The organism is Alphaproteobacteria bacterium (assembly GCA_019746225.1).
In the GTDB taxonomy this organism is placed as follows: Bacteria; Pseudomonadota; Alphaproteobacteria; order Paracaedibacterales; family VGCI01; genus VGCI01.
The window spans coordinates 1-19,541 of sequence record JAIESE010000009.1 but is presented as its reverse complement, the minus strand read 5'-3'; the positions used below and the strand labels follow the sequence as shown (position 1 = coordinate 19,541).

Genomic DNA, 19,541 nt, shown 5'->3' with positions numbered 1-19,541 from the left:
TTTGCAGTATCGAGACGCAATGCTCACTCAAATTTTGGGACACCAAAAACTTCATAGCCAATTAATCAAGTGCAAATCAACACTATAAAAGCTTTATTTAGTTACATAAGTATTCCAAATGTAAGGTAACCTGCCCAAAAAGTAGTCCTGCCCTCGCGTGCTGCTCGAAATCTCTTCGCGTGGTGATAGTTTAGTGATAATTTTAAGTGCAAAGAAAAATGCAGCTCCTTGTAATCCCCAAAATCCCTGGTGCTGAAGAGAGGAATCGAACCTCCGACCTACTGATTACGAATCACAGTGTTTAACCTTTTTGAACCTTTCTAAAACGATAAGAACCTTTGCAAACCCTAGGAAAACGGCTATCTTTATTTTGTTAAAGTTTTATGGATTTATATCAAAATAGCTGTCTAAAGTATACCCGGCGTATACCCGGGTATAGCGACAAGGCCCACTGATTATATTCAGTAACCCACTGAACGAAAAGAGGAGGAGTGATGAAAATACAGGATAAAAGCTTTAATTTCACAAAGAAAAGTCTGGATGCCCTTCCCTTACCAAAGACGGGAAAACGGCTTTATGTTTATGATAAAAAGATAAGAGGCCTTGAACTCATGGTAACCGAGCAAGGATCCAAGTCGTTTAAGGTATACCGGAAATTGAATGATAAGCCCGTTCGTATCACTTTAGGCAAGTATCCCGAGATGACCGTTGAAGAAGCTCGCAATGAAGCCCAAAAGATCATTTCCGAAATGATTAAAGGAAAGAATCCAAATGATGAAAAGAAAAAGCTGCGCGCAGAGACAACCTTTGGTGAGCTGTTTACCTTGTATATGGAACGATATAGCAAACACCACAAGAAGACCTGGAAATATGACGAGAAGGATGTGCCGAGATTTTTGGGGCATTGGTTTCGAAAAAAAATATCAGGCATTACCAAACAGGAGATTCAATCCACCCATGAAAAGATCGGAAAGGAAAATGGTCTTTACCAAGCAAATCGTCTGTTAGCAAGAATCCACATTATTTACAATAAAGCCATTGAGTGGGGTTGGGAGGGGATTAATCCAGCGCAAGGGATTAAGAAATTCAAAGAAAAATCTCGAGATCGATTTCTTCATCCCGATGAACTACCTCGTTTCTTTGAGAGCCTCGATAAAGAGTCAAACGATACCATCCGAGATTATATCTACGTCTCCCTATTTTACAGGCGTGAGGCGATCCAATGTGTTAGCAATGCGGTGGGAAGATATTCATTTTTGAACGGAAAGAATGGTTGGTGCTAGAAACAAAAAATGGTGAACATTTAAGAGTCCATCTGATCGACACAGTGATTGGTATTTTAAATACACGTCTTAAAAAGCACCGTAAGGGAGAATGGGTCTTTGAAGGGACAGGAGAGACAGGCCATTTAATGGAACCCAAAGCCGGATGGAAGCGGATTTTAGAAAGAGCTGGAATTAAAGACCTAAGGTTGCATGACCTCCGACGCACTTTGGGCAGCTGGCAAGCGGCTACAGGGTCGAATAGCTTCATGATCGGCCGAAGCTTAGGCCATAAGACAACGCAATCAACGGCCGTCTATGCGCGGTTAAATCTTGATCCTGTCAGAGACTCTATGGAGAAAGCAACGCAAGCGATGTTACAAAGTATGAGAAAGATTGAGGACGATTTTTAGCCAGAAGGCCTATAATTAGTGAGAATTATGAGGGAAACTCTCATTGAGAAACGATTGTTTCTATCTATTGCAATTAATATCATAATTTGATATATTATGAGTATGATGGAAAAACATATAACACTTCGCACCTATATAGATGACCTGCAAAAGGCGGGAAAGCTCTTTGTTAGCAAACAGAAAGCTCTCGCCGATATAGGGGGCACTCCCAAAAATATCGATCTTGCCTTTTCCCGGCTCGTATCTGAACACAGATTATATCGTTTAAGGAAGGGGTTTTATGGAATTACCCCCCTAGAATACCAAGATAGGGGTTGTCCTCCTCCAGATTGGTTCATAGACCAAATGATGACTTATGGTTCAGAAAAGTATTATGTCGGCCTTTTGTCTGCCGCAGCTTTACACGGAGCTGCCCATCAACAACCAATGCAGTTTCAAGTGGTCACAAGCGACTTAAAGATTAGAAATTGGAATAATCTACGGACAAGAGTTGTATTCTATAAAAAGAAACATTTTCCAGCTATTGGCGCCTCGAAGGTCAAAACAGTAACGGGTTATATGTGGGTCTCTGATCCTGAGTTAACCGCATTCGATTTGGTGAGATACCCCTCGGCGTCCGGTCATTTTAATAACATAGCGACGGTTTTAAGTGAACTCGGTGAAAAAATTGATTCTAAAAAGCTGCTCACCATTGCCAAGAATACGTTTTCCGAGCGGGGAGAATTGGTGTACTGGCAGCGTCTTTGTTACGTTCTGGACAGTTGTGGATTTTCAGCGGCTACAAAAGAATTAGCCACCTTGATTAAGGAATTAAATCCCCCTTACAAATACCTTGTGAGCTCAGCTCCCAAAGTAAAATTAGAAAAGTCGACCAAATGGAACCTATACATTAATCAAAATATGGAGTTTGATCTTTGATACCGCAACTCTTTATCAATGAATGGAGAAGTCGGGCACCCTGGCCCCTAGAAGCCCAAATTGAGCAGGATTTGGTCATCTCACGAGCTTTGATTGAAATCTTTTCATCCGAGTATTTAGCTTCAAAACTCGGCTTTAGAGGCGGAACAGCGCTCAATAAGCTCTATATCTCTCCGTCTGCTAGATACAGTGAAGATATTGATCTGGTGCAAATTGACCAAGAGCCGATTGGGAATGTGCTGACTGAACTGCATGGAGTCCTTGATCCATGGCTCGGGAAACCAAAATATAAGCAAGGAAGTGGGAGGGTAACATTAACCTATCGATTTGAATCAGAAGTGCCACCCATTACCCCCCTCAAACTGAAAGTTGAAATTAACACACGGGAACATTGGTGCTGTCTGGGATTAGACAAGAAGACGTTTAACGTGAAGAATGACTGGTTCTCTGGGACGACAGGGATAACAGTCTACCAACTGGAAGAACTTATGGGGACCAAATTACGCGCCTTATACCAAAGGAGTAAAGGAAGGGATCTGTTCGATCTCGTTGCTATCAAGAAATCATTTCCTGACATTGATTGGACGAAAGTTGTCGAATGTTTGACTTTTACATGAAAGGTGAAGATAGCAAGGTTTCCAGAGCGGAATTTGAAGAAAATATGTATCACAAATTTACCGATTTAAGATTCACATCCGATATTCAAACCCTCCTTTCTCCGATCTATGAAAATGACTATCACCCTGAACAAGGACGGGTTTTATTCGAAAACGAAATATCTCCCTTGCTACAGGGAGAGGCCTGGAAAGGGGTGGAGAAGAGTTGAGGATGATAATTCACCTGAGCAAGCATAATGATTTACCCTATTTTTAGAGCTTCTTGGACTGGAGATACTCAAAACCCGATGCGACAGACGCGACAATGCGACAAACCTAAAAGCGTGTCTTGTAAGGCGCCGTAATCCTAACTTTTAATAATTAGATTTGTCGCATTTCCATTTGCGACACATTGCGACAAGGGGATGTGAAATGACACAGAATTCTCCATACCCTTTAGCCATTTTTTTGTTCCTTTTAGAGCAGCAGTTTTACTCAATTTTTAAGATGGGTTGCATGCAACAAAAGCGCGGTTGCAAATGCAACATGTAAGCGCGCATTTCTCAGGTCTTCGAAATGAATGATTGAAAAAGTAAATATTCATACTTTTTAATATTCATAAATTTGAAAAATCAGAACGGGGTTTTTAGGGGACAATTTTGGGTCCCCTACAGTTTCTTATAAGGTCAAATTACAGACTCGTTCAAAAGCACATTATGTTTGAACTTTTCAAGCTTACCTTAAACGTCTCATTCCTTGATATCCCAGTAATAGAACAGCAACACAGAGCGGCATCAATCCAAGAGAAAAGAAAAATGATCCATATCGCTCTAAGGCATTCGCCGAAGACTCGAGAGGAGTACCAACCGAGAATTGGGCAATAAAGCCCGCGAAATAGTGCCCATATGCAATCGCCATCAGCCAATAACTCATCATGACACTGCGGAACCTGGGGGGAGAATATTTAGAGATGTTGGAAAGGACGATGGGCACAACCAAGAGTTCCCCGATGGTTTGAATGGATACGGCCAAAACAACCCATATAGGTGATACAAGAGAAATTTCTTGATAGGAACTGTAGGACAGGAGGAGAAAGCTGACACCGACAAACACGAACCCAAGCCCTATTTTGAAGAAACCATCTAACGGTTTTGTTTTCTCAAAGTATGTCTTGAATAGGAAGAGAAGGATAGGGCTGAGAATGAGGACAAACAAGGGGCTTAAAGAAAGGAACGCAGAAGAAGGAATGAGCCTTCCGAAAACCGTACGATCAACGCCCGTATCAAAAAAGAGCAACAATGAACTTCCTGATTGTTCAAACAGAGAACAAAAGAAAGCAAACAACAGGATTGAGCCCATGATGTGCCGCACATCTTTTCTCTCTAGAGCATTGCATTGATAATAGATGCGACCGAGATAGATAACGCTCGAAACAGCGATGATACCCATCAATCCATGGAATGAGTCTCTATATTTGAACAAACCATAAAACAAAACTATAGTAACCCCTAGAGGGATTCCCAGAAGCAGCGATTTTAGAAAGGTCAGATTGACCCTCGAGGATTCTTGATCTCCAAAATGAACTTTTTGATTAAACAGGTAGGTAGCCCCAAGAAAGCCTCCCGCAATCAGGAGAATCCCATAATTCCAACCATACTGCATACTTACAAGCCCGCACACGAGCGGCGCGAGAAGACTCCCTACATTCATGGCCATGTAGAAATGAGAATATGCCCTGTCTTTTTGAGGATCCTTTGGGTTTTCGAAAAACAGACCAACTGAAGTTGATAAGTTCGGTTTAAAGAAGCCAGACCCCAAACTCATAAAAGCCAAACCGAGATAACAGAATTCGGGGGATGAAAAAGTAAAGCTCAACAATCCCGTGAAAGTGAGAAGACCGCCCATGAGTACTGTGTTTTTAATGCCAAGGACACGATCGGCTATTGTGCCTCCAATAAGAGATGTTGCATAACAAAGAGTCATAAAGGTTGCAAAAAGAGCAATGGCTTGAGGTTTGTCGAGATTGAGCTGCTGGATGGCATATAAAACGAAGATTGATTTAATGCCATAAAACCCAAAGTTACATAAAGCTTGCGTTATATAGAGATAGGTCATTCCAGATGCTGGTTTATTTAAAGATCTTGCTTGCAAATTTATTCTCCTGATACCCAATAGAGGGGAAACATACCCCTAATTTACAGAATTACCCTACAAGCTCAAAGGCTTTATTGAATTGAATTTTTCATGACTGCGACATAAAAACATAGAAACTGAAGGTTCCCTCATGGTAAAAGTCATTAACTTTGCGATTTTAAAATAAAATAATGAGACAAGAATAATGACATATATTCCCCACGAAAGGTTGACGATTGATTGGGCTGAACAGAACGATAGTTTTGTCCTTTCCCTCCCTTGGGTCTCCATGGAAATTGATGTGACACCCGAAGATAAAGAGTGGATCAAGGATGCCACCAGCCTCCTGCACTCTGATCCTTGCAACAGGAACGTTCAAAAATTTATCCAAGACCTCAAAGATTATCCTGTATTCTATATAAAACCTAGGTCCTTAGAAGAATTTGCAGGAAAAGATCTTCAAATATGTACAGACTTAAATGTTGATTCATCAACGCCCCATAAACTTATAGAGACTTTTGGATGTCCAATAGATGACTCTCTCAAAGAAGACATCCCTTTGAATTGGAATTGGGACCGCGAAAAGATATTAGACAAGGCCCGCATCAAGGGCACTGACCTTTATGACCCGATAAGTTTTGTCACCTACCTCATCTGCTATCGTCTGGAGTGGGAAAGCACGACTTGGTCAGGCCAAGATGGATTTGGCAAGTTCCTTGAGAAACTCCTCAAGCGCGATGAAGAAAAGTTTTTCCATATGATTGGGTGGATATCAAAACAATCCTGGTATGTGACAAAAGAGTCAGGGCGTTCCATGGAGCCCGCATTGATCCACTTCTCAAAAGCAAGTGAGCTAATCGAGCATTTTATGGCTGATGAAGCCGGACATTATAAATTTATGGAGCAGGTATTTAGCGACATCGGATTGGATAAAGATAATTTTCCTGTAGCTGATGGAACCAAGTGGCTTCTAGCTTCTCATAAACGGGTGGCCGAAATTTGTCCGTTAGCATTTTCAGCCATGGTAAATTTGTTTGAGGCAGCCTATTACGAGGGGCAAGACCCGATTTCCAGGGTTATTAAACTATCTTCAAAGCCGGATGCTGCTCGGGGATATGACTTACACTACAAAATCAACCAGGAACATCGACACTGCGATATGCCGGTACACTTTGCCGCATGTCTTGCTCCCCAGAGCCGAAAACATGCTCTTCTAACCCTCGCATTGTTCGAATTTACCCTTCATATCCTCGATGAAATGGAAAATAAACTTGCAAAATCATTTGCTGAGGCGTAAATATTCCAATGCTTGAGGGTCATTTTACTAAAATTTACCAGATAGTGAAATGGCTCTAGAGATTGGACCAAGAAAATAATTAAGAACAACAATAGATTAGGAAAGATACTAAAGGAGGCTCACATGAAAATAAAAAAAGTAAGGTTCCAACCTACACGTACATATCATTATGGCTGATTTTGTTTGGTAGACTTAGAGGTTTCTTCAAGGCCTTCATAATGAATTAGAAGCCTTAAATTCAGGTATCATTAAAAAGAAGTGTTTTTTGTAAATAGTTTTTGATATCAATAATATCATTATCTCCCTTAAGGTGTTTAGGATAAATAAAGTATTCTTTGACCATATTATCAGTTACATTCGGGAGTATATTTTTGAGCCTGGCGTCTTTTAAAATTGCCATTTCATCATAACTAGCAATAATTCCAATACCTCTTATTGCAGCACTTACCATACATTCAATTGAATTTGAAAAAAATGAAGCTTCATGCAGCTTACCTTCGGGCAGGCCAAGTTTTAAAATCCAGTTAACATCTGCATAAGGATAGTTTTCTGCATTAGAGCTAATAGCTATTAAACGGTGATCCTTCAAGTCCTCAACTTTTCTTGGCTCTTTATACTGCGCTAAGTATTTTTCACTGGCATAAAGCTTCTTTTGCAAAGTAAGCAAAGGTTCTTGGATCACACCTTGAAGATGGGGATCATAGGGACAAATCGCAATATCAACATCATTCAAAATGACGTCAAGAACATCATCTCTTGCAATGATCTCAAAAACAACATTTGGGTTCTTGATACTATATTCTAGAATCAGATCATTTATTACATAAGTAGCGACTGCATAAGATGTTGCTATTTTAATCTTTCTTTTTCTCGTAATTTTTGTAAGAGCATGAGTATTATGCGTAAATCCTCTTAAACCTAAAAAAGTACTTTCTACTACGCTGAGAAGCTCTTCGCCTTTACGGGTTAGCTTTACACCTCCTCTATTGCGCGTAAACAAAGGATACCTTAAATGCTTTTCAAGCTTCGAAATTTGCCGACTCATCGCTGGCTGAGATAGCTTCAAGAAGTGAGCGGCTCCTGAAATATTTCCAACTTTGGCAACATAATAAAACGCTTTAAGATTTCCCCAATCAAAATCCCGAAAATAATCTGATGTTTCTAAGTCTACTGCCATTTGATTATCCCTTTATTCATTTGTAACTTTTTCTATCTGATATTTGCATACTATGTATTTGTTGATTTATTACTAACATTGCAATGATCATTATTTAAACTACATAATTAATATTTATAAATGATTAATTTCCAATTTGAAAGTAAAAAATGAGCTATTACCCATGCAAAACCTACATGTCGGCATCAGAGCTACAACTACTTAACATAAATAACGGGCAAGTCTTGCTTGAGGATGGGCGATTACAAATAGATTTTTGACTCAACCTTATATTGCTGAAAGGATCAAGGTATAGCGAATTAATCATATATAGGTTTTGGGCTCTCTCAATACAAAAAATCTAAGATCATTTGTGCAGATTATCCATTAACTTAATATAATGCTTGATGAACAATATGAAATGTTCCTTTACTACCCTCTTGGATATAGCCCATCTGCACCAAATCGGACAGGAGCAGATCAAGGTCTTTGGAGCTTCTGAATTTCGAATATCGCAAGATAAACCGACGTTTTAAGGGTTGGTCAGAACGGCTGGTTTGTTTGCGCATCCAAGCCAGCAATTCTTCCGCTTTGGATAATGTGGGGACCGCTTCAAAGGTCGTATCCAAAACCATCCCATAAATGCGTCGGGCGTGAGATTCTAAATAATCACACCATGCCGCTGCCTTTTGAACTGAGGATAGACTGATGTCTCTTTCCCTTTTCCCATCAGCATTGTCGACCACATGAAAGATAAGGGCCAAGGACGGCATGAGGCTTCTGTATTTTGATAAATGTTGCAGAATAATTGGATGGTCGTTGCTGTCGAGTTTTTCTTGAAGTCTTTTGAGCCACTCATGAAATGGGGCTTGCGCTTCTGTTGAGAGCCGGAAAAAGGGAATGGTATATTGACCTTCATAGAGGGGCTCAGGTGCTTGGGCACCATAATCCCCAAAAACCATGGCATCTATCGTTTTACAAATCTCAAATACACGGTTTTTGGCAATATGGTCTGGATACTCATCAACCAGCGACCAAGATTTTTTGTCGGGATAAACGAGCAGCTGAAAGCGTTGAAGCAACCCATCATTATCGAGTTTTTTGATTGCTTTATGAAGATACGTCGAGATTTTATCCGGTTGCGTTGTTCCTAAAATCGAGACACAAATATTCTCTGCATGAACCATACCCCTTCCGATGCGATCAATCGTGTAGGATTTATCTCCCTTCCAGGCTTCAAGATAAAAGCAACGATCGGATTCATGGCCTTTCTTCTCCCAACTTTCCAAGAAACCCATGAGTTCATCGCGAAACACAAGGACACCTCGGGAATTTTGTGAAAGAATTTCCTGCATTTTCTCAACTGTCGTATCGCTGACCTTGTAGCGCTTATAAGCGGGTTCAGTAGGGCTGTTTTTGAGGTGGGCGGCTAATTCATCTGTCACAAAGGCAAGGTCATCTTGTTTGTTTAATGCTCCTTCTTTTTGGTCCACAATATCTTTTATTTTACGCTCTAAACACCCTTTACCCTCTATAAACGCGGTCTTCTCGGCTTCATATTTGATTTTCTTGTCATTGTAATCTTCGGTTGCTTTTGACTCTAAATACCCAAGGGGAAACAGCACTTCCCCACAGACGGGCGTTTTTAAAGTTCCCGGATCGCCTAAAATTCCACCCCAAAGGTTTGGGACAACCATCCAGTCATCCTTCTCGTGGGGTTTAATGCTACACCTCGCACCAATCAAGCTCGATAACATCAAAATGGTCGGAATAGCCACAAAATCAATGGAGCATTGCCGACGATAAGCAACATCTTTTATCCAGGGCTGAAGGGACTCAGGCATCATGTCCAAGGTAAAGGGCAGGACAGGCAAGAGGGTGCTAGTAATTGGCAGAGGGTCATTTTCAATAATAATCTGAGCACGTTCCAATTGATTTTTAACTTCCCCTAATCCCTCCAGCACATGAAGATCATTAAAGTCCGTAAGTTTGCTTTCCCTACTTTTGAATTGAGCAAAGACAACGGAACACCCATGTTTAAGGGCAGCCTGCTCCGCTTTTTCTCGACCTTTATTGTGATCTCTCCAGACATCATCATTACCCGCAATGATGATTGGATTTTTGGGGTGAGCTCTCCTGATCTCCTCAACAACTGGATCAATATTCCCTGCATCAAAAGCAATGACTGTTGTTTGATGGGTTGCCATATAGACACTCGCACCTGTTGCATACCCTTCTGTGACGTAAATCAGCTTGCCCTCTTCAAAAACACCAATATGATGGAAACATCCCTTTTTACGTCCACCTTTCAAAAAGCGTTTTGTCCCACCGGGAGCAATCCATTGGAGGCTCCATAATTTGCCAGCCTTATCCTTTAAGGGAATAACTAGAGAATCTTGATACGAGCGCACGCCAAAGGCTTCAACTTGCTTTTGCCGCAAATAAGGAGAGTGAGCAACCTCAGACGACCCATTCCATTTACTCAAGGCCGATAAACTGCTTCCATGGTGTCTTTGCTGAATTTCTTCAGCAAATTTCTTTTTCGCTGTTTCTATCTGTAGCTTGAGATTCTCCTTATCGGGGTAAGATAAATTGCCTCTTTCTACGCACCACTTTTCATGAATGTCCATGCTCCAATCCCCAAAAGCCCCTGCTAGTCCATGAAAAACGTACCAGCAATCCTTGTCTCCTCGCTCTCCAGATGCAAAGCGATGGATCTCGCCATTGTCTATGATAGCCCCCCGAAAATGAATGTTCCAACGAGCCATGGCGTCGACGAACTCTTCAGCGCATTCTCCCTCACTTCTGGGATAGCTTTCACGTAAACCCCTCATATGATGTCAGAAGACGTATCACTCACCTTCTTCCCCTCAAGAGTTGATTGGTTGATCGTGCATCGCTCAATGAATTCGAGAAGATCTGGGAATTTATATTTAACAAGCCTTCCGACCTTCACGATGGGTATCTTGTGGCGTTGAGTCGATTGCCAGATGGCAAGCGTGATCTCCTTCACCCCCAAAAATTCAGCAGCTTCTTTACGGCTTAAAAGTCGATGTTCATTCCATTCTTTCATACTCATATTCCTCTCTCAATATTTACAAACATGAACAAGGTCAAATATAATTATAGATAAAGAATTGCTTGAATAAACTTGGATTATAAAATTACTGAGGTGACATCTACGTAGTTCTGTTTCGGTTATTAGATAGAAGGAGGAAGATTGAATGTAGTCATACCTCCGCAAAAATTTTGCGGAGGTTATAGGTAATTCATAATTTCAAGCCACCTTTTGGAGTGTAGCAATTAGCTTCTGCAGCTTATCTTCGTAAAGGTCAATCGATATATGAATGTCGTTACTGCTTATCCACTCCGGAAGAGACAAGAGGGACTCTTCAGAAAACATAAATTTCTCTTTAACGTTGGGGGTTTTGAGCGTCAGCAGCTTAGCCCTGAACCAGTGGGAGAGGCTTAGGAACTTCCCAATGTGTTCAGGCTGAGTTAAGGAGAAAGAAGGATCGTTCCCTTCCAGATGTTTGTATGCAGCCACAAAATGACAGTCAGATTTATAGGCATTAAACTGGACACCATAAGCCTTTTCCCCGCAGAGGGGAGGCTCATTTGCTGCTATATTGGATTTGGACTTTAGAGGCGTATTCCCCACAATCAACTCGAACGCTTCATTAAGGCTCGCGCGAGATTCCCCAAATGGGGAGACCTCATAGGTTCGGGCAAGGCGGAGAAGTCCCCACACCAAATGCTCAACGATCTTAAAGTTCTTATTCCTATCTTCCTCTTTGAATTGTTCATCTATTTTGAGGGTTTTTATGGGTGAAAATTGCAAAACCATCCGAAAGTATACCCGGGGTATACCCGGAAGAATTTTGAGAATCTTGGAATCCCTTGTAATCCGCAGAATCCCTGGTGCTGAAGAGAGGAATCGAACCTCCGACCTACTGATTACGAATCAGTTGCTCTACCAACTGAGCTACTTCAGCAACAATTAGAAACTAGTCAGATTTCAAGCGCCCGTCAACATTGATTTCCCTGCCCATTTTAGGAATATCTGCCTCATTCATTTTTGCCCAAAGTCGCTTCCAAAAGGCCAATGAAGGATTTCTGGCTCCGGGAAGAAGCGCATCGCCCCAAGCGTCATACAACATCTCGGAACGCTCATAAAGGCGTCTCATGCGATGATTGGCTTGCCGCTTCTCCCACGCATTCCTAAGTTCTCTCAGGGGCAACGTCAGTGTTGCCCAAATAGTCAAACCTGACTTGTGTTGAGCATTATTCCGATTCCTGACTTTTGCTTCAATCTCTTTGATTTCTGACTCAATTAACAATACTTCGATTTTGGCTGCCTGAAAATCACAGTCATCTTCCCTCAAAGCTTGACGATTTTCAAAAATCTTAACCAATTTGCTCAACTGGCCGGAAGATACTGCTTTAGCGATGTCTCCTTGCGCCTTAGCGCGGGCTTTTAGGTTATGATATTGCGTGATCATTGGCGAACAAACGTCTGCCATCCATTGGCACAAATTCGGCAAGGCCTTAATCTTAAAGCCCCCTTGAACGCCTGCTAATATCCTTAATATGGCAAGATTTTTGACCTCCCTTTGGGGCTTTCCCATATCCCGCAAATCAGACAAACTCAGGCCTTTCCAGCGACTGATCAAAAAAGCAGCCAGATGCCGATCAACGGGAAGAGTGGGGTGATTCGGCTGTGTGGCCACTTCTTCCAACGCAATCAACGCTTCGGCTGGGGTCAAAACAGCCGCATGGATAAGGCAAGGACTTAAACAGGAAAGTTCTGGATTAAACTCATAAAGACAGCGTTCAATGCCATACCCCATCGCTTCCGATTCTTTGTACTTATTGAGGGTGGGATCGACTTTAAAAGAATTCTCCCAGTCCTCATCTGTTCCTCGAGTTGCCAGCAGAGCAGATGCCGAAGTAAATGAGCCTATCGGCGTTATCGATTGTCTATCTGACATGAGCTTTCTCCCATTATCTTTAAGTCTAAATGCATCTCTCTAGTGTTGATGGTGAAAGGAAATTTCTTAATGAAGGGTTAATGAATATGAGAAATTATCAAAGCCCTATTACAAAAGGTCATGCAGCTCTCTATAAATCGACGTTCATACATTAAGTGACAAAAAAGACTATTGAACTGAGACTTAAAATCCCTATACTGCCTTTAAGGAAAATAATATTTTAATTATGAGAAGTCTTAAGCCTTATGCTGAAAATGCGCCTTATCTCCACATTCTTTTTCGCTCTCCTTTTAAGTCCAATCTTTTCCCCGTTACCCATTTATGCACGTTGGGCAACGATCAAAGATGCACCCGCAGAAGTTGAATTTTATAATAGTGACATCGTGGTTGATAAGGACGGAAAGTCAGAAGAAATTGTTGAAAAGCAAATCAAAATCCTTAATGAGTCTGGGAGGAATGCTTTTAGTGCTGAACGCATTCAATTTAATGAAAACATAGAGAAGATAGACATCATCGAGGCAAAAACAATCATCGATGGAAAAGAATACATTGTCCCGAAAGACATGATAGAAACCAAACCCCTTGCCAGTGAGATCAGTGGATTTGACCAACTCTTTCAAATTCTTATTTCATACCCCCATGTTGGTAGCGGCTCAAAGGTATATTTGAAATATAAAATCAAAACATTCAAGCAGCCTCTTCCAAATTACTTTGCTTTAAAATACTATGTTGGCCAAGGCGCTTACTGGAAAAATATTAACATCAAGATCAAAGCAGAATTACCGTTTCACCACTTGATAAACGACCCTCGTTCTCGACTCGAGATTAAAACGTGCAAGGAAGGAAAGTTCTATACTTTGAGTTTATCCGCAAAAAAACCAATCTATGACGACCTTGCGAATGAACCACAATCCAACCAAATCCCTGAATCCTTAAGAACATGGATCAGCATTTCAACCTTTGATTCTAATGAGGCGTTTTCAAAAGCATCTGCCAAAGACTACGAGCGCGTTATTAATCAAGAGTTACCTCCGTTGCAAGCGTCCATTAAAAAAAATGCCGCCACCTTTTCCAATCCGGTAGATATTATTAATTCAGTGACATCCCAATTGTCTGAAAAGATTCGCTACATGGGGGATTGGCGAACCATTGAAGGTAAATTTTCTCCGCGCTCATTGAAAGCCGTTGCTGACAGTGGTGTCGGCGATTGCAAAGATTTTTCAGCCTCAACCGCAGCTATACTGAATTCCCTTGGTTTTAAGGCACATGCTGCCCTTGTGATGCGCGGCTTGGCTTACTTGCCTCCTGAAAAGACCCTCCCCAGCTACTATAATTCGAATCATGCTATTGTGAAGGCAACATCAAAGGATGGTCAAATATTTTGGATTGACCCTACAAATTTTACCAGTATGGCCGACGGTATTTATCCAGATATATCTGATAGACCAGTACTCGTCTTAGATTCTCAAAATCCTTCTTATGAAAATATCCCGAGCATTAATGCGAACCACGCAAAAATGATTATTAAGGAACGCCTAGAGATAAAAGATAATGACCTTTTGAAAACACAAGGTGAGATGTCCCTTACCGGTGAACGTGCCCAACCCTTTACAGGAGCTGCTTTAAGTCATTCTCTCCAGCTCATTGAGGAAGCCGTTATTCAAACTTTAAGCGGAGAAACATCCCCTTTAAACCCGAAAGTGGTTCTTCCCCCCTTAAACTCTCGTATTGTTAAAGATCTTTTGGTTATCTATGCCTATGAGCAAGAAAATCATCTTCTTCTTACAAATAAAGGACCAGCAATTTTGTTGCATTTTTCCTGGACTGACAATCTTGTTGATACATCTCCCACCCAAGAAGGAACCACGTTCATTGGGTTGCCGATGACGCAACACAAAAAGATCTCCTTTCCCAATATGGATGCCGAACAAGCCAAGACCTTAACATATCAAGTTAAGACGCCTTGGGTAGAGGCCAAACGCGACTGCAGGGCTGGGGAACAAGGCTTTGAAATGATTGAAGATAGTAAGGTCTTGAAAAGCTTCATTTCGGCACAAGAAGTCCGGTCAAAACAATTTCAAGATCTAAGAAACGACTTGAAAAAATATGCGAGCAAGCTTGCGCTTGTCGTCTCAAGCTTGCCAAAGGAGCCATTGAAAAAAAGTAATAATGACCCTCTCGCCAAGGATCAATAAGGTATGTTAGGTTCAGCTTAAAGAATTCAAGGATTATGAGGAAGTTTATGAAAATTGTTGCATCAAATGAAACAAACAACTTTGAATGTCGTGTGGCCATTACGCCTGAAGTCTCCAAAAAGTTAGTTGATTGGGGACATGAGGTCTTCATCGAGAACGGCTCCGGTACGGCTGCTGGAATGATAGATTCAGCTTATGAAGCCGCTGGTGCAACCATAGCCAAAGACACCAAATCTCTTTATAAAGATGCAGACATCGTCCTTCGTGTCAGTCCCCCTACCCTGGCTGAGATCTCAGCTTTACCAAAAGAGTGCATTTTAGTTGGCATGCTGAAGCCCCATGGGAACGAGTCCCTTTCCAAAGAAATCGCCAAGCGAAACATCACCGCTTTTGCTTTAGAGCTTATACCCCGGATCTCCCGTGCCCAAAGTATGGATGTTTTATCCTCACAAAGTAACTTGGCCGGTTATAAGGCTGTTGTTGATGCGGCTTCCGAATTTGGACGCGCCATGCCCATGATGATGACAGCTGCCGGCATGATCCCCCCTGCTCGTGCCTTGATTTTAGGGGCAGGTGTGGCCGGGCTCCAAGCCATCGCAACGGCCCGCCGCTTGGGTGCCATTGTTTCAGCGTTTGACGTACGACCTGCGGTCAAAGAACAAGTCGAAAGTTTAGGCGCCACTTTTCTTGAAGTGGAATCCTTCGAAAGTGGCGAAGGCACCGGTGGATATGCCAAAGAAATGAGTGCTGATTATAAAAAGCGTCAGCAAGAAAAACTCGAAGAAGTCATGCGTCAACAAGATATTGTCATCACCACAGCCCAAATTCCTGGAAAGCCAGCCCCTATCTTAATTACCGAAAAGATGGTCAAGGAAATGAAAGCTGGATCGGTGATTGTGGATTTAGCGATTGAGTCTGGTGGAAATTGTGAAGCTGCAGTCTTAGGAAAGGTTGTGGTAAAACATGGCGTAAAGATTTTGGGATATCCCAATTTTCCCAGCCGCATCCCCAATGATGCAAGCCAGGTCTATGCACGCAATGTTTTTAATTTCTTGAAATTACTCCTCAACAAAGAAGGTAAGAAACTAGCCATTGATTGGAATGATGAAATTATAACGGGGGCCGTCTTCAGGCCTCGAGAGGAACGGGCTGAGCCCGCTCCCAAGCGCGTCCGCAAATTAGCGAAGGAGGCTTAAACTATGGATATGCAAAGCATTTTAGAAAAAGCAGGTAAACTGCAAGAGGCTGCTCAAAGCATGCTCGATGAAGCGAGTGCTTTACGTGCGGCAGCAAAAGGGGTCTTGGAAAAGGCACCACACGGTGCAGACGTAGATCCCTTCATTATGGGACTCACCGTTTTCCTTTTAGCTTGTTTTGTTGGGTATTACGTGGTTTGGAAAGTGACACCAGCCTTGCATTCTCCCCTAATGTCCGTGACCAATGCTATTTCCAGCGTCATTATCGTTGGCGCCCTCCTCGCAGCAGGTCCCAGCATCGGTGGTATTTCAACAACCTTTGGATTTTTGGCTGTTGTGCTCGCTTCCATCAACATCTTTGGGGGATTTATCGTAACCCAAAGAATGTTGGCAATGTTCTCTAAAAATAAATAAGGAGCCAATCCCGTGTCTTCAAGTATGTCCTCTTTCTTATACCTCATCTCTGCTGTCTCATTCATTATGGCCTTGAGGGGGTTGTCTTCAGCGGCAACATCTCGGCAAGGAAACATCTATGGAATGTTTGGTATGGCTATTGCCATTCTCACAACTCTGTTGACGCCAAATATATCCCGCTATGGGATTATTTTATTAGGGATTTTCTGTGGAGGCGGCATTGGCGCGATCATTGCCCGAAGAATTCGCATGACAGCTTTGCCTCAGCTTGTCGCCGGGTTTCATAGTCTTGTAGGATTAGCAGCCGTTCTTGTGGCAGGATCTGCTTTGAATGCTCCTGAGGCTTTTGGCATTGGTGTAAGCGGTACGATCAAAGGGTCCAGCCTAATTGAAATGGGCCTAGGAGCATCTATTGCAGCCATTACTTTCACAGGTTCCCTCATTGCATTCGGAAAATTGCAAGCCCTGATCAGTGGTAAACCTCTCTCCTTTAGTGGTCAACATATCCTTAATGCCTCACTCGGAGCTTCCATTGTCTTTTTGCTCTTGATTTTCATGCTCACGGGATCTCATTTAATTTTCTGGGTGTTGACACTGGTGTCATTGGCCTTGGGCTTCCTCCTCATTCTCCCCATTGGCGGCGCCGATATGCCTGTGGTCATATCCATGCTCAACTCCTACTCAGGCTGGGCAGCGGCTGGTATCGGGTTTACCTTAAATAACAACTTACTCATCATTACCGGTGCTCTTGTTGGTGCGTCAGGTGCCATCTTGAGCTATATCATGTGCAAAGGCATGAACCGCTCAATCTTCAATGTGATTTTAGGGGGCTTTGGCACAGATCCAGCAACAGCTGCTGCCAATGCAAGCGATTCTGCGGATCGTCCAGTAAAAGTCAGCAGTGCTGAGGATGCCGCCTTCATTTTATCCAATGCTCAATCAGTCATTATTGTTCCAGGATATGGTATGGCCGTTGCTCAAGCTCAACATGCTTTACGCGAAATGTGTGACCAATTAAAGAAGAAGGGCGTAAAAGTTCGTTACGCCATACACCCTGTCGCTGGCCGTATGCCAGGCCACATGAACGTTCTCTTAGCCGAAGCCAATGTCCCATACGAAGAAGTTCATGAGCTCGACGAAATCAATAATGATTTTTCAACCACCGACGTTGCATTTGTGATTGGGGCTAATGACATTACAAACCCGGCCGCAAAAACAGATCCTTCATCTCCCATCTTTGGCATGCCCATCCTAGATGTTGAAAAAGCCAAAACGGTGCTCTTCATCAAGCGCTCCTTAGCCTCTGGATATGCAGGCGTCGACAATGATCTGTTTTATCGAGACAACACCTTTATGGTGCTTGGAGACGCGAAGAAGGTTTGTGAAGATGTTGTTAAAAATTTTTAGTAAGGATAAAAATTGCGGATGAACCCAAAACCGATTCTCATTGATCTACCGGAAACCATCGAAACATCCCGTCTCATATTAAAAATGCCTAGAGCTGGATATGGCTCTGAAGTGCATGAGGCGATCATCGATGGGTATGAGGACTATATAAAATGGCTTAACTGGCCTACCGCACTGCCGACTCTTGAGTCTGTTGAAGAAGACTGCCGCAAGCAACACGCAGAGTTCATTACGCGAGAGTTTATTCGCTATGTCATATTCGAAAAAGAGACGATGCGCGTTGTGGGCCGAAGCGCCTACCCTTCGTTCCAAACCGTATGGCCCATCCCCCAATTCGGAATCAGCTACTTTATTCGAAAGAGTTCTCGAAACAAAGGATATGCCACCGAAACAGCCCACGCTTTAACTGTTTTGGCCTTTCAAATATTAGGTGCTAAAAAGGTAGAAATTTACTGTGACGGCGAAAACATTGAGAGTCAAAAAGTTCCTCAAAAGCTAGGATATATCTTAGAGTGTACCAAAAAAGGTGGTTGGCCACGGCCTGATAATCAGCTTGCGGATCTGTTAACTTTCTCTATCTTTTCTGAAGCGTCATTGCCAAAATGGGATGTAACCTATTGATTCCTATGATACTAAAGTTCCTACACCTGCTAAAAATGCCCACGTCTTATCGCATCATGGTTTTGTTTCTTATTTTCATCTGCTCGGCTCACGCTGAGACCGATCACATTCGCTCTATTTTGCCTAAGCTCGAAACCCTTGTTGAAAAAGCCATGCATCAAAAGAAAATTCCTGGCATGGCTGTGGCCGTTGTTTATAATGGTAAAATCATTTATATAAAAACCTTTGGCGTTCGCACCGTTGGAAAGACAGAGCCCATCAACAAGAAAACACTATTCCAGCTTGGTTCTGTGTCAAAACCGCTTTCTTCCACCCTCATTGCCATATTGAATCGCGAGCAAAACATCAGTCTCGACCACCCCATCGACGTGATTCCTGGAGCAACGCTGCGGCACGTCCTGAGCCACACAACAGGCATATCTTCAGCTGGTTTTAACACCCTAATAGAACGAGGGGAATTGCCCTCAGATGTAAAGAAGAAAATACATGAGATTGAAGACCAAGAAGCCCCTGGTGAAAAGTTCTCCTATCATAATGCGGTGTATAACTTGGCCATCGAGATTATTGAGAAAGAGTTACAAGCATCTTTCGAGTCCGTCCTTCAGGATAAACTCTTGAAGCCCCTCAATATGCCGCATACCTCTTCTTCCTGGGATACTTTCATTGCCAATGAGAATCGCGCATCCGCTCATGTCTTACAAAAATCAAAAGTCAAAGGAAGAAAAAAGAACAAGAATGCGAAAAGCCTTGTCCGACAAGCCCCCTATCGCAAAGAATATACTAATTTTCCTGCAGCCGGTGGTTTTAGCAGCTCCATCCAAGACATGGCCGTCTTTTTAGCTGCTGTCATGGGCGCAAGGCCAGATGTAGTCTCAACCCAAGACCTCGAGCAATTTATCACGCCCATCATTCACACACCCGATCAATGGCAACGCAGTCAAA

At 42.4% G+C, this 19,541-nt stretch carries 15 protein-coding genes, 1 tRNA gene and 1 pseudogene; 10 read left to right on the top strand and 7 right to left on the bottom strand.

Features of this window, described 5'->3' with window-relative positions:
• Positions 1–494 precede the first annotated feature (494 nt).
• The 3 genes and pseudogenes from K2Y18_01070 to K2Y18_01060 all read left to right on the top strand — a co-directional run bounded on the left by K2Y18_01070 (position 495) and on the right by K2Y18_01060 (position 3,210).
• Positions 495–1,675 (top strand): annotated as a pseudogene (locus K2Y18_01070) (tyrosine-type recombinase/integrase).
• A 102-nt stretch (positions 1,676–1,777) separates the two neighbouring features.
• Positions 1,778–2,593, top strand: a complete 816-nt coding sequence (locus K2Y18_01065; GenBank protein ID MBX9804323.1) for a type IV toxin-antitoxin system AbiEi family antitoxin — start codon at positions 1,778–1,780, stop codon at positions 2,591–2,593.
• Positions 2,590–3,210 carry a nucleotidyl transferase AbiEii/AbiGii toxin family protein gene (locus tag K2Y18_01060; GenBank protein MBX9804322.1) on the top strand — a complete coding sequence of 207 codons (621 nt, stop codon included), beginning with the start codon at positions 2,590–2,592 and terminating at the stop codon, positions 3,208–3,210. The genes K2Y18_01065 and K2Y18_01060 overlap by 4 nt, the downstream gene beginning before the upstream one ends.
• Before the next feature lie 714 nt (positions 3,211–3,924).
• Here K2Y18_01060 and K2Y18_01055 read toward each other — a convergent pair.
• A complete protein-coding gene (locus tag K2Y18_01055) occupies positions 3,925–5,340 on the bottom strand; it encodes a peptide MFS transporter (GenBank protein MBX9804321.1) in 1,416 nt (471 codons plus the stop codon).
• A 187-nt stretch (positions 5,341–5,527) separates the two neighbouring features.
• Between K2Y18_01055 and K2Y18_01050 the strand changes: the two genes are divergently transcribed.
• Positions 5,528–6,619, top strand: coding sequence for a hypothetical protein (locus K2Y18_01050; protein ID MBX9804320.1), 1,092 nt, complete (start codon positions 5,528–5,530; stop codon positions 6,617–6,619).
• A 238-nt stretch (positions 6,620–6,857) separates the two neighbouring features.
• Here K2Y18_01050 and K2Y18_01045 read toward each other — a convergent pair whose 3' ends face one another.
• From K2Y18_01045 to K2Y18_01020, 6 genes are all read right to left on the bottom strand, one after another.
• Positions 6,858–7,796: a LysR family transcriptional regulator gene (locus tag K2Y18_01045; protein ID MBX9804319.1), complete on the bottom strand. Its 939-nt coding sequence runs from the start codon at positions 7,794–7,796 to the stop codon at positions 6,858–6,860.
• Between the two features lie 371 nt (positions 7,797–8,167).
• Positions 8,168–10,543, bottom strand: coding sequence for a DUF3987 domain-containing protein (locus K2Y18_01040; GenBank protein ID MBX9804318.1), 2,376 nt, complete (start codon positions 10,541–10,543; stop codon positions 8,168–8,170).
• A gap of 62 nt (positions 10,544–10,605) precedes the next feature.
• A complete protein-coding gene (locus K2Y18_01035) occupies positions 10,606–10,848 on the bottom strand; it encodes a helix-turn-helix domain-containing protein (protein ID MBX9804317.1) in 243 nt (80 codons plus the stop codon).
• 204 nt (positions 10,849–11,052) lie between these two features.
• Positions 11,053–11,622: a hypothetical protein gene (locus K2Y18_01030; protein ID MBX9804316.1), complete on the bottom strand. Its 570-nt coding sequence runs from the start codon at positions 11,620–11,622 to the stop codon at positions 11,053–11,055.
• A 72-nt stretch (positions 11,623–11,694) separates the two neighbouring features.
• Positions 11,695–11,770, bottom strand: a tRNA-Thr gene (locus K2Y18_01025).
• A 12-nt stretch (positions 11,771–11,782) separates the two neighbouring features.
• On the bottom strand, positions 11,783–12,766 hold the full coding sequence (locus K2Y18_01020) for a hypothetical protein (GenBank protein ID MBX9804315.1): 984 nt from the start codon (positions 12,764–12,766) through the stop codon (positions 11,783–11,785).
• Between the two features lie 245 nt (positions 12,767–13,011).
• Between K2Y18_01020 and K2Y18_01015 the strand changes: the two genes are divergently transcribed.
• The 6 genes from K2Y18_01015 to K2Y18_00990 form a co-directional block, all read left to right on the top strand.
• Positions 13,012–14,961, top strand: coding sequence for a DUF3857 domain-containing protein (locus K2Y18_01015; GenBank protein MBX9804314.1), 1,950 nt, complete (start codon positions 13,012–13,014; stop codon positions 14,959–14,961).
• A gap of 47 nt (positions 14,962–15,008) precedes the next feature.
• On the top strand, positions 15,009–16,157 hold the full coding sequence (locus tag K2Y18_01010; protein ID MBX9804313.1) for a Re/Si-specific NAD(P)(+) transhydrogenase subunit alpha: 1,149 nt from the start codon (positions 15,009–15,011) through the stop codon (positions 16,155–16,157).
• A 3-nt stretch (positions 16,158–16,160) separates the two neighbouring features.
• Positions 16,161–16,571 (top strand): NAD(P) transhydrogenase subunit alpha, encoded by a 411-nt coding sequence (locus K2Y18_01005; protein ID MBX9804312.1) that lies wholly within the window; start codon positions 16,161–16,163, stop codon positions 16,569–16,571.
• 24 nt (positions 16,572–16,595) lie between these two features.
• On the top strand, positions 16,596–17,978 hold the full coding sequence (locus tag K2Y18_01000; GenBank protein ID MBX9804311.1) for an NAD(P)(+) transhydrogenase (Re/Si-specific) subunit beta: 1,383 nt from the start codon (positions 16,596–16,598) through the stop codon (positions 17,976–17,978).
• Positions 17,979–17,996: 18 nt separating this feature from the next.
• Entirely contained in the window at positions 17,997–18,599 is a 603-nt protein-coding gene (locus K2Y18_00995) for a GNAT family N-acetyltransferase (GenBank protein ID MBX9804310.1), read from the top strand.
• A gap of 35 nt (positions 18,600–18,634) precedes the next feature.
• A partial coding sequence (locus tag K2Y18_00990; GenBank protein ID MBX9804309.1) for a beta-lactamase family protein occupies positions 18,635–19,541 on the top strand: 907 nt, incomplete at its 3' end.

Excerpts from the sequence above, each read along its gene's own strand:
- K2Y18_01030 (MBX9804316.1), bottom strand. The coding sequence starts at position 11,622 with ATGGTTTTGCAATTTTCACCCATAAAAACCCTCAAAATAGATGAACAA.
- K2Y18_01035 (MBX9804317.1), bottom strand. The coding sequence starts at position 10,848 with ATGAAAGAATGGAATGAACATCGACTTTTAAGCCGTAAAGAAGCTGCT.
- K2Y18_01050 (MBX9804320.1), top strand. The coding sequence starts at position 5,528 with ATGACATATATTCCCCACGAAAGGTTGACGATTGATTGGGCTGAACAG.
- K2Y18_01015 (MBX9804314.1), top strand. The coding sequence starts at position 13,012 with ATGCTGAAAATGCGCCTTATCTCCACATTCTTTTTCGCTCTCCTTTTA.
- K2Y18_01045 (MBX9804319.1), bottom strand. The coding sequence starts at position 7,796 with ATGGCAGTAGACTTAGAAACATCAGATTATTTTCGGGATTTTGATTGG.
- K2Y18_01065 (MBX9804323.1), top strand. The coding sequence starts at position 1,778 with ATGATGGAAAAACATATAACACTTCGCACCTATATAGATGACCTGCAA.
- K2Y18_01010 (MBX9804313.1), top strand. The coding sequence starts at position 15,009 with ATGAAAATTGTTGCATCAAATGAAACAAACAACTTTGAATGTCGTGTG.
- K2Y18_01000 (MBX9804311.1), top strand. The coding sequence starts at position 16,596 with ATGTCCTCTTTCTTATACCTCATCTCTGCTGTCTCATTCATTATGGCC.
- K2Y18_01040 (MBX9804318.1), bottom strand. The coding sequence starts at position 10,543 with ATGGCTCGTTGGAACATTCATTTTCGGGGGGCTATCATAGACAATGGC.
- K2Y18_01020 (MBX9804315.1), bottom strand. The coding sequence starts at position 12,766 with ATGTCAGATAGACAATCGATAACGCCGATAGGCTCATTTACTTCGGCA.
- K2Y18_00995 (MBX9804310.1), top strand. The coding sequence starts at position 17,997 with ATGAACCCAAAACCGATTCTCATTGATCTACCGGAAACCATCGAAACA.
- K2Y18_01005 (MBX9804312.1), top strand. The coding sequence starts at position 16,161 with ATGGATATGCAAAGCATTTTAGAAAAAGCAGGTAAACTGCAAGAGGCT.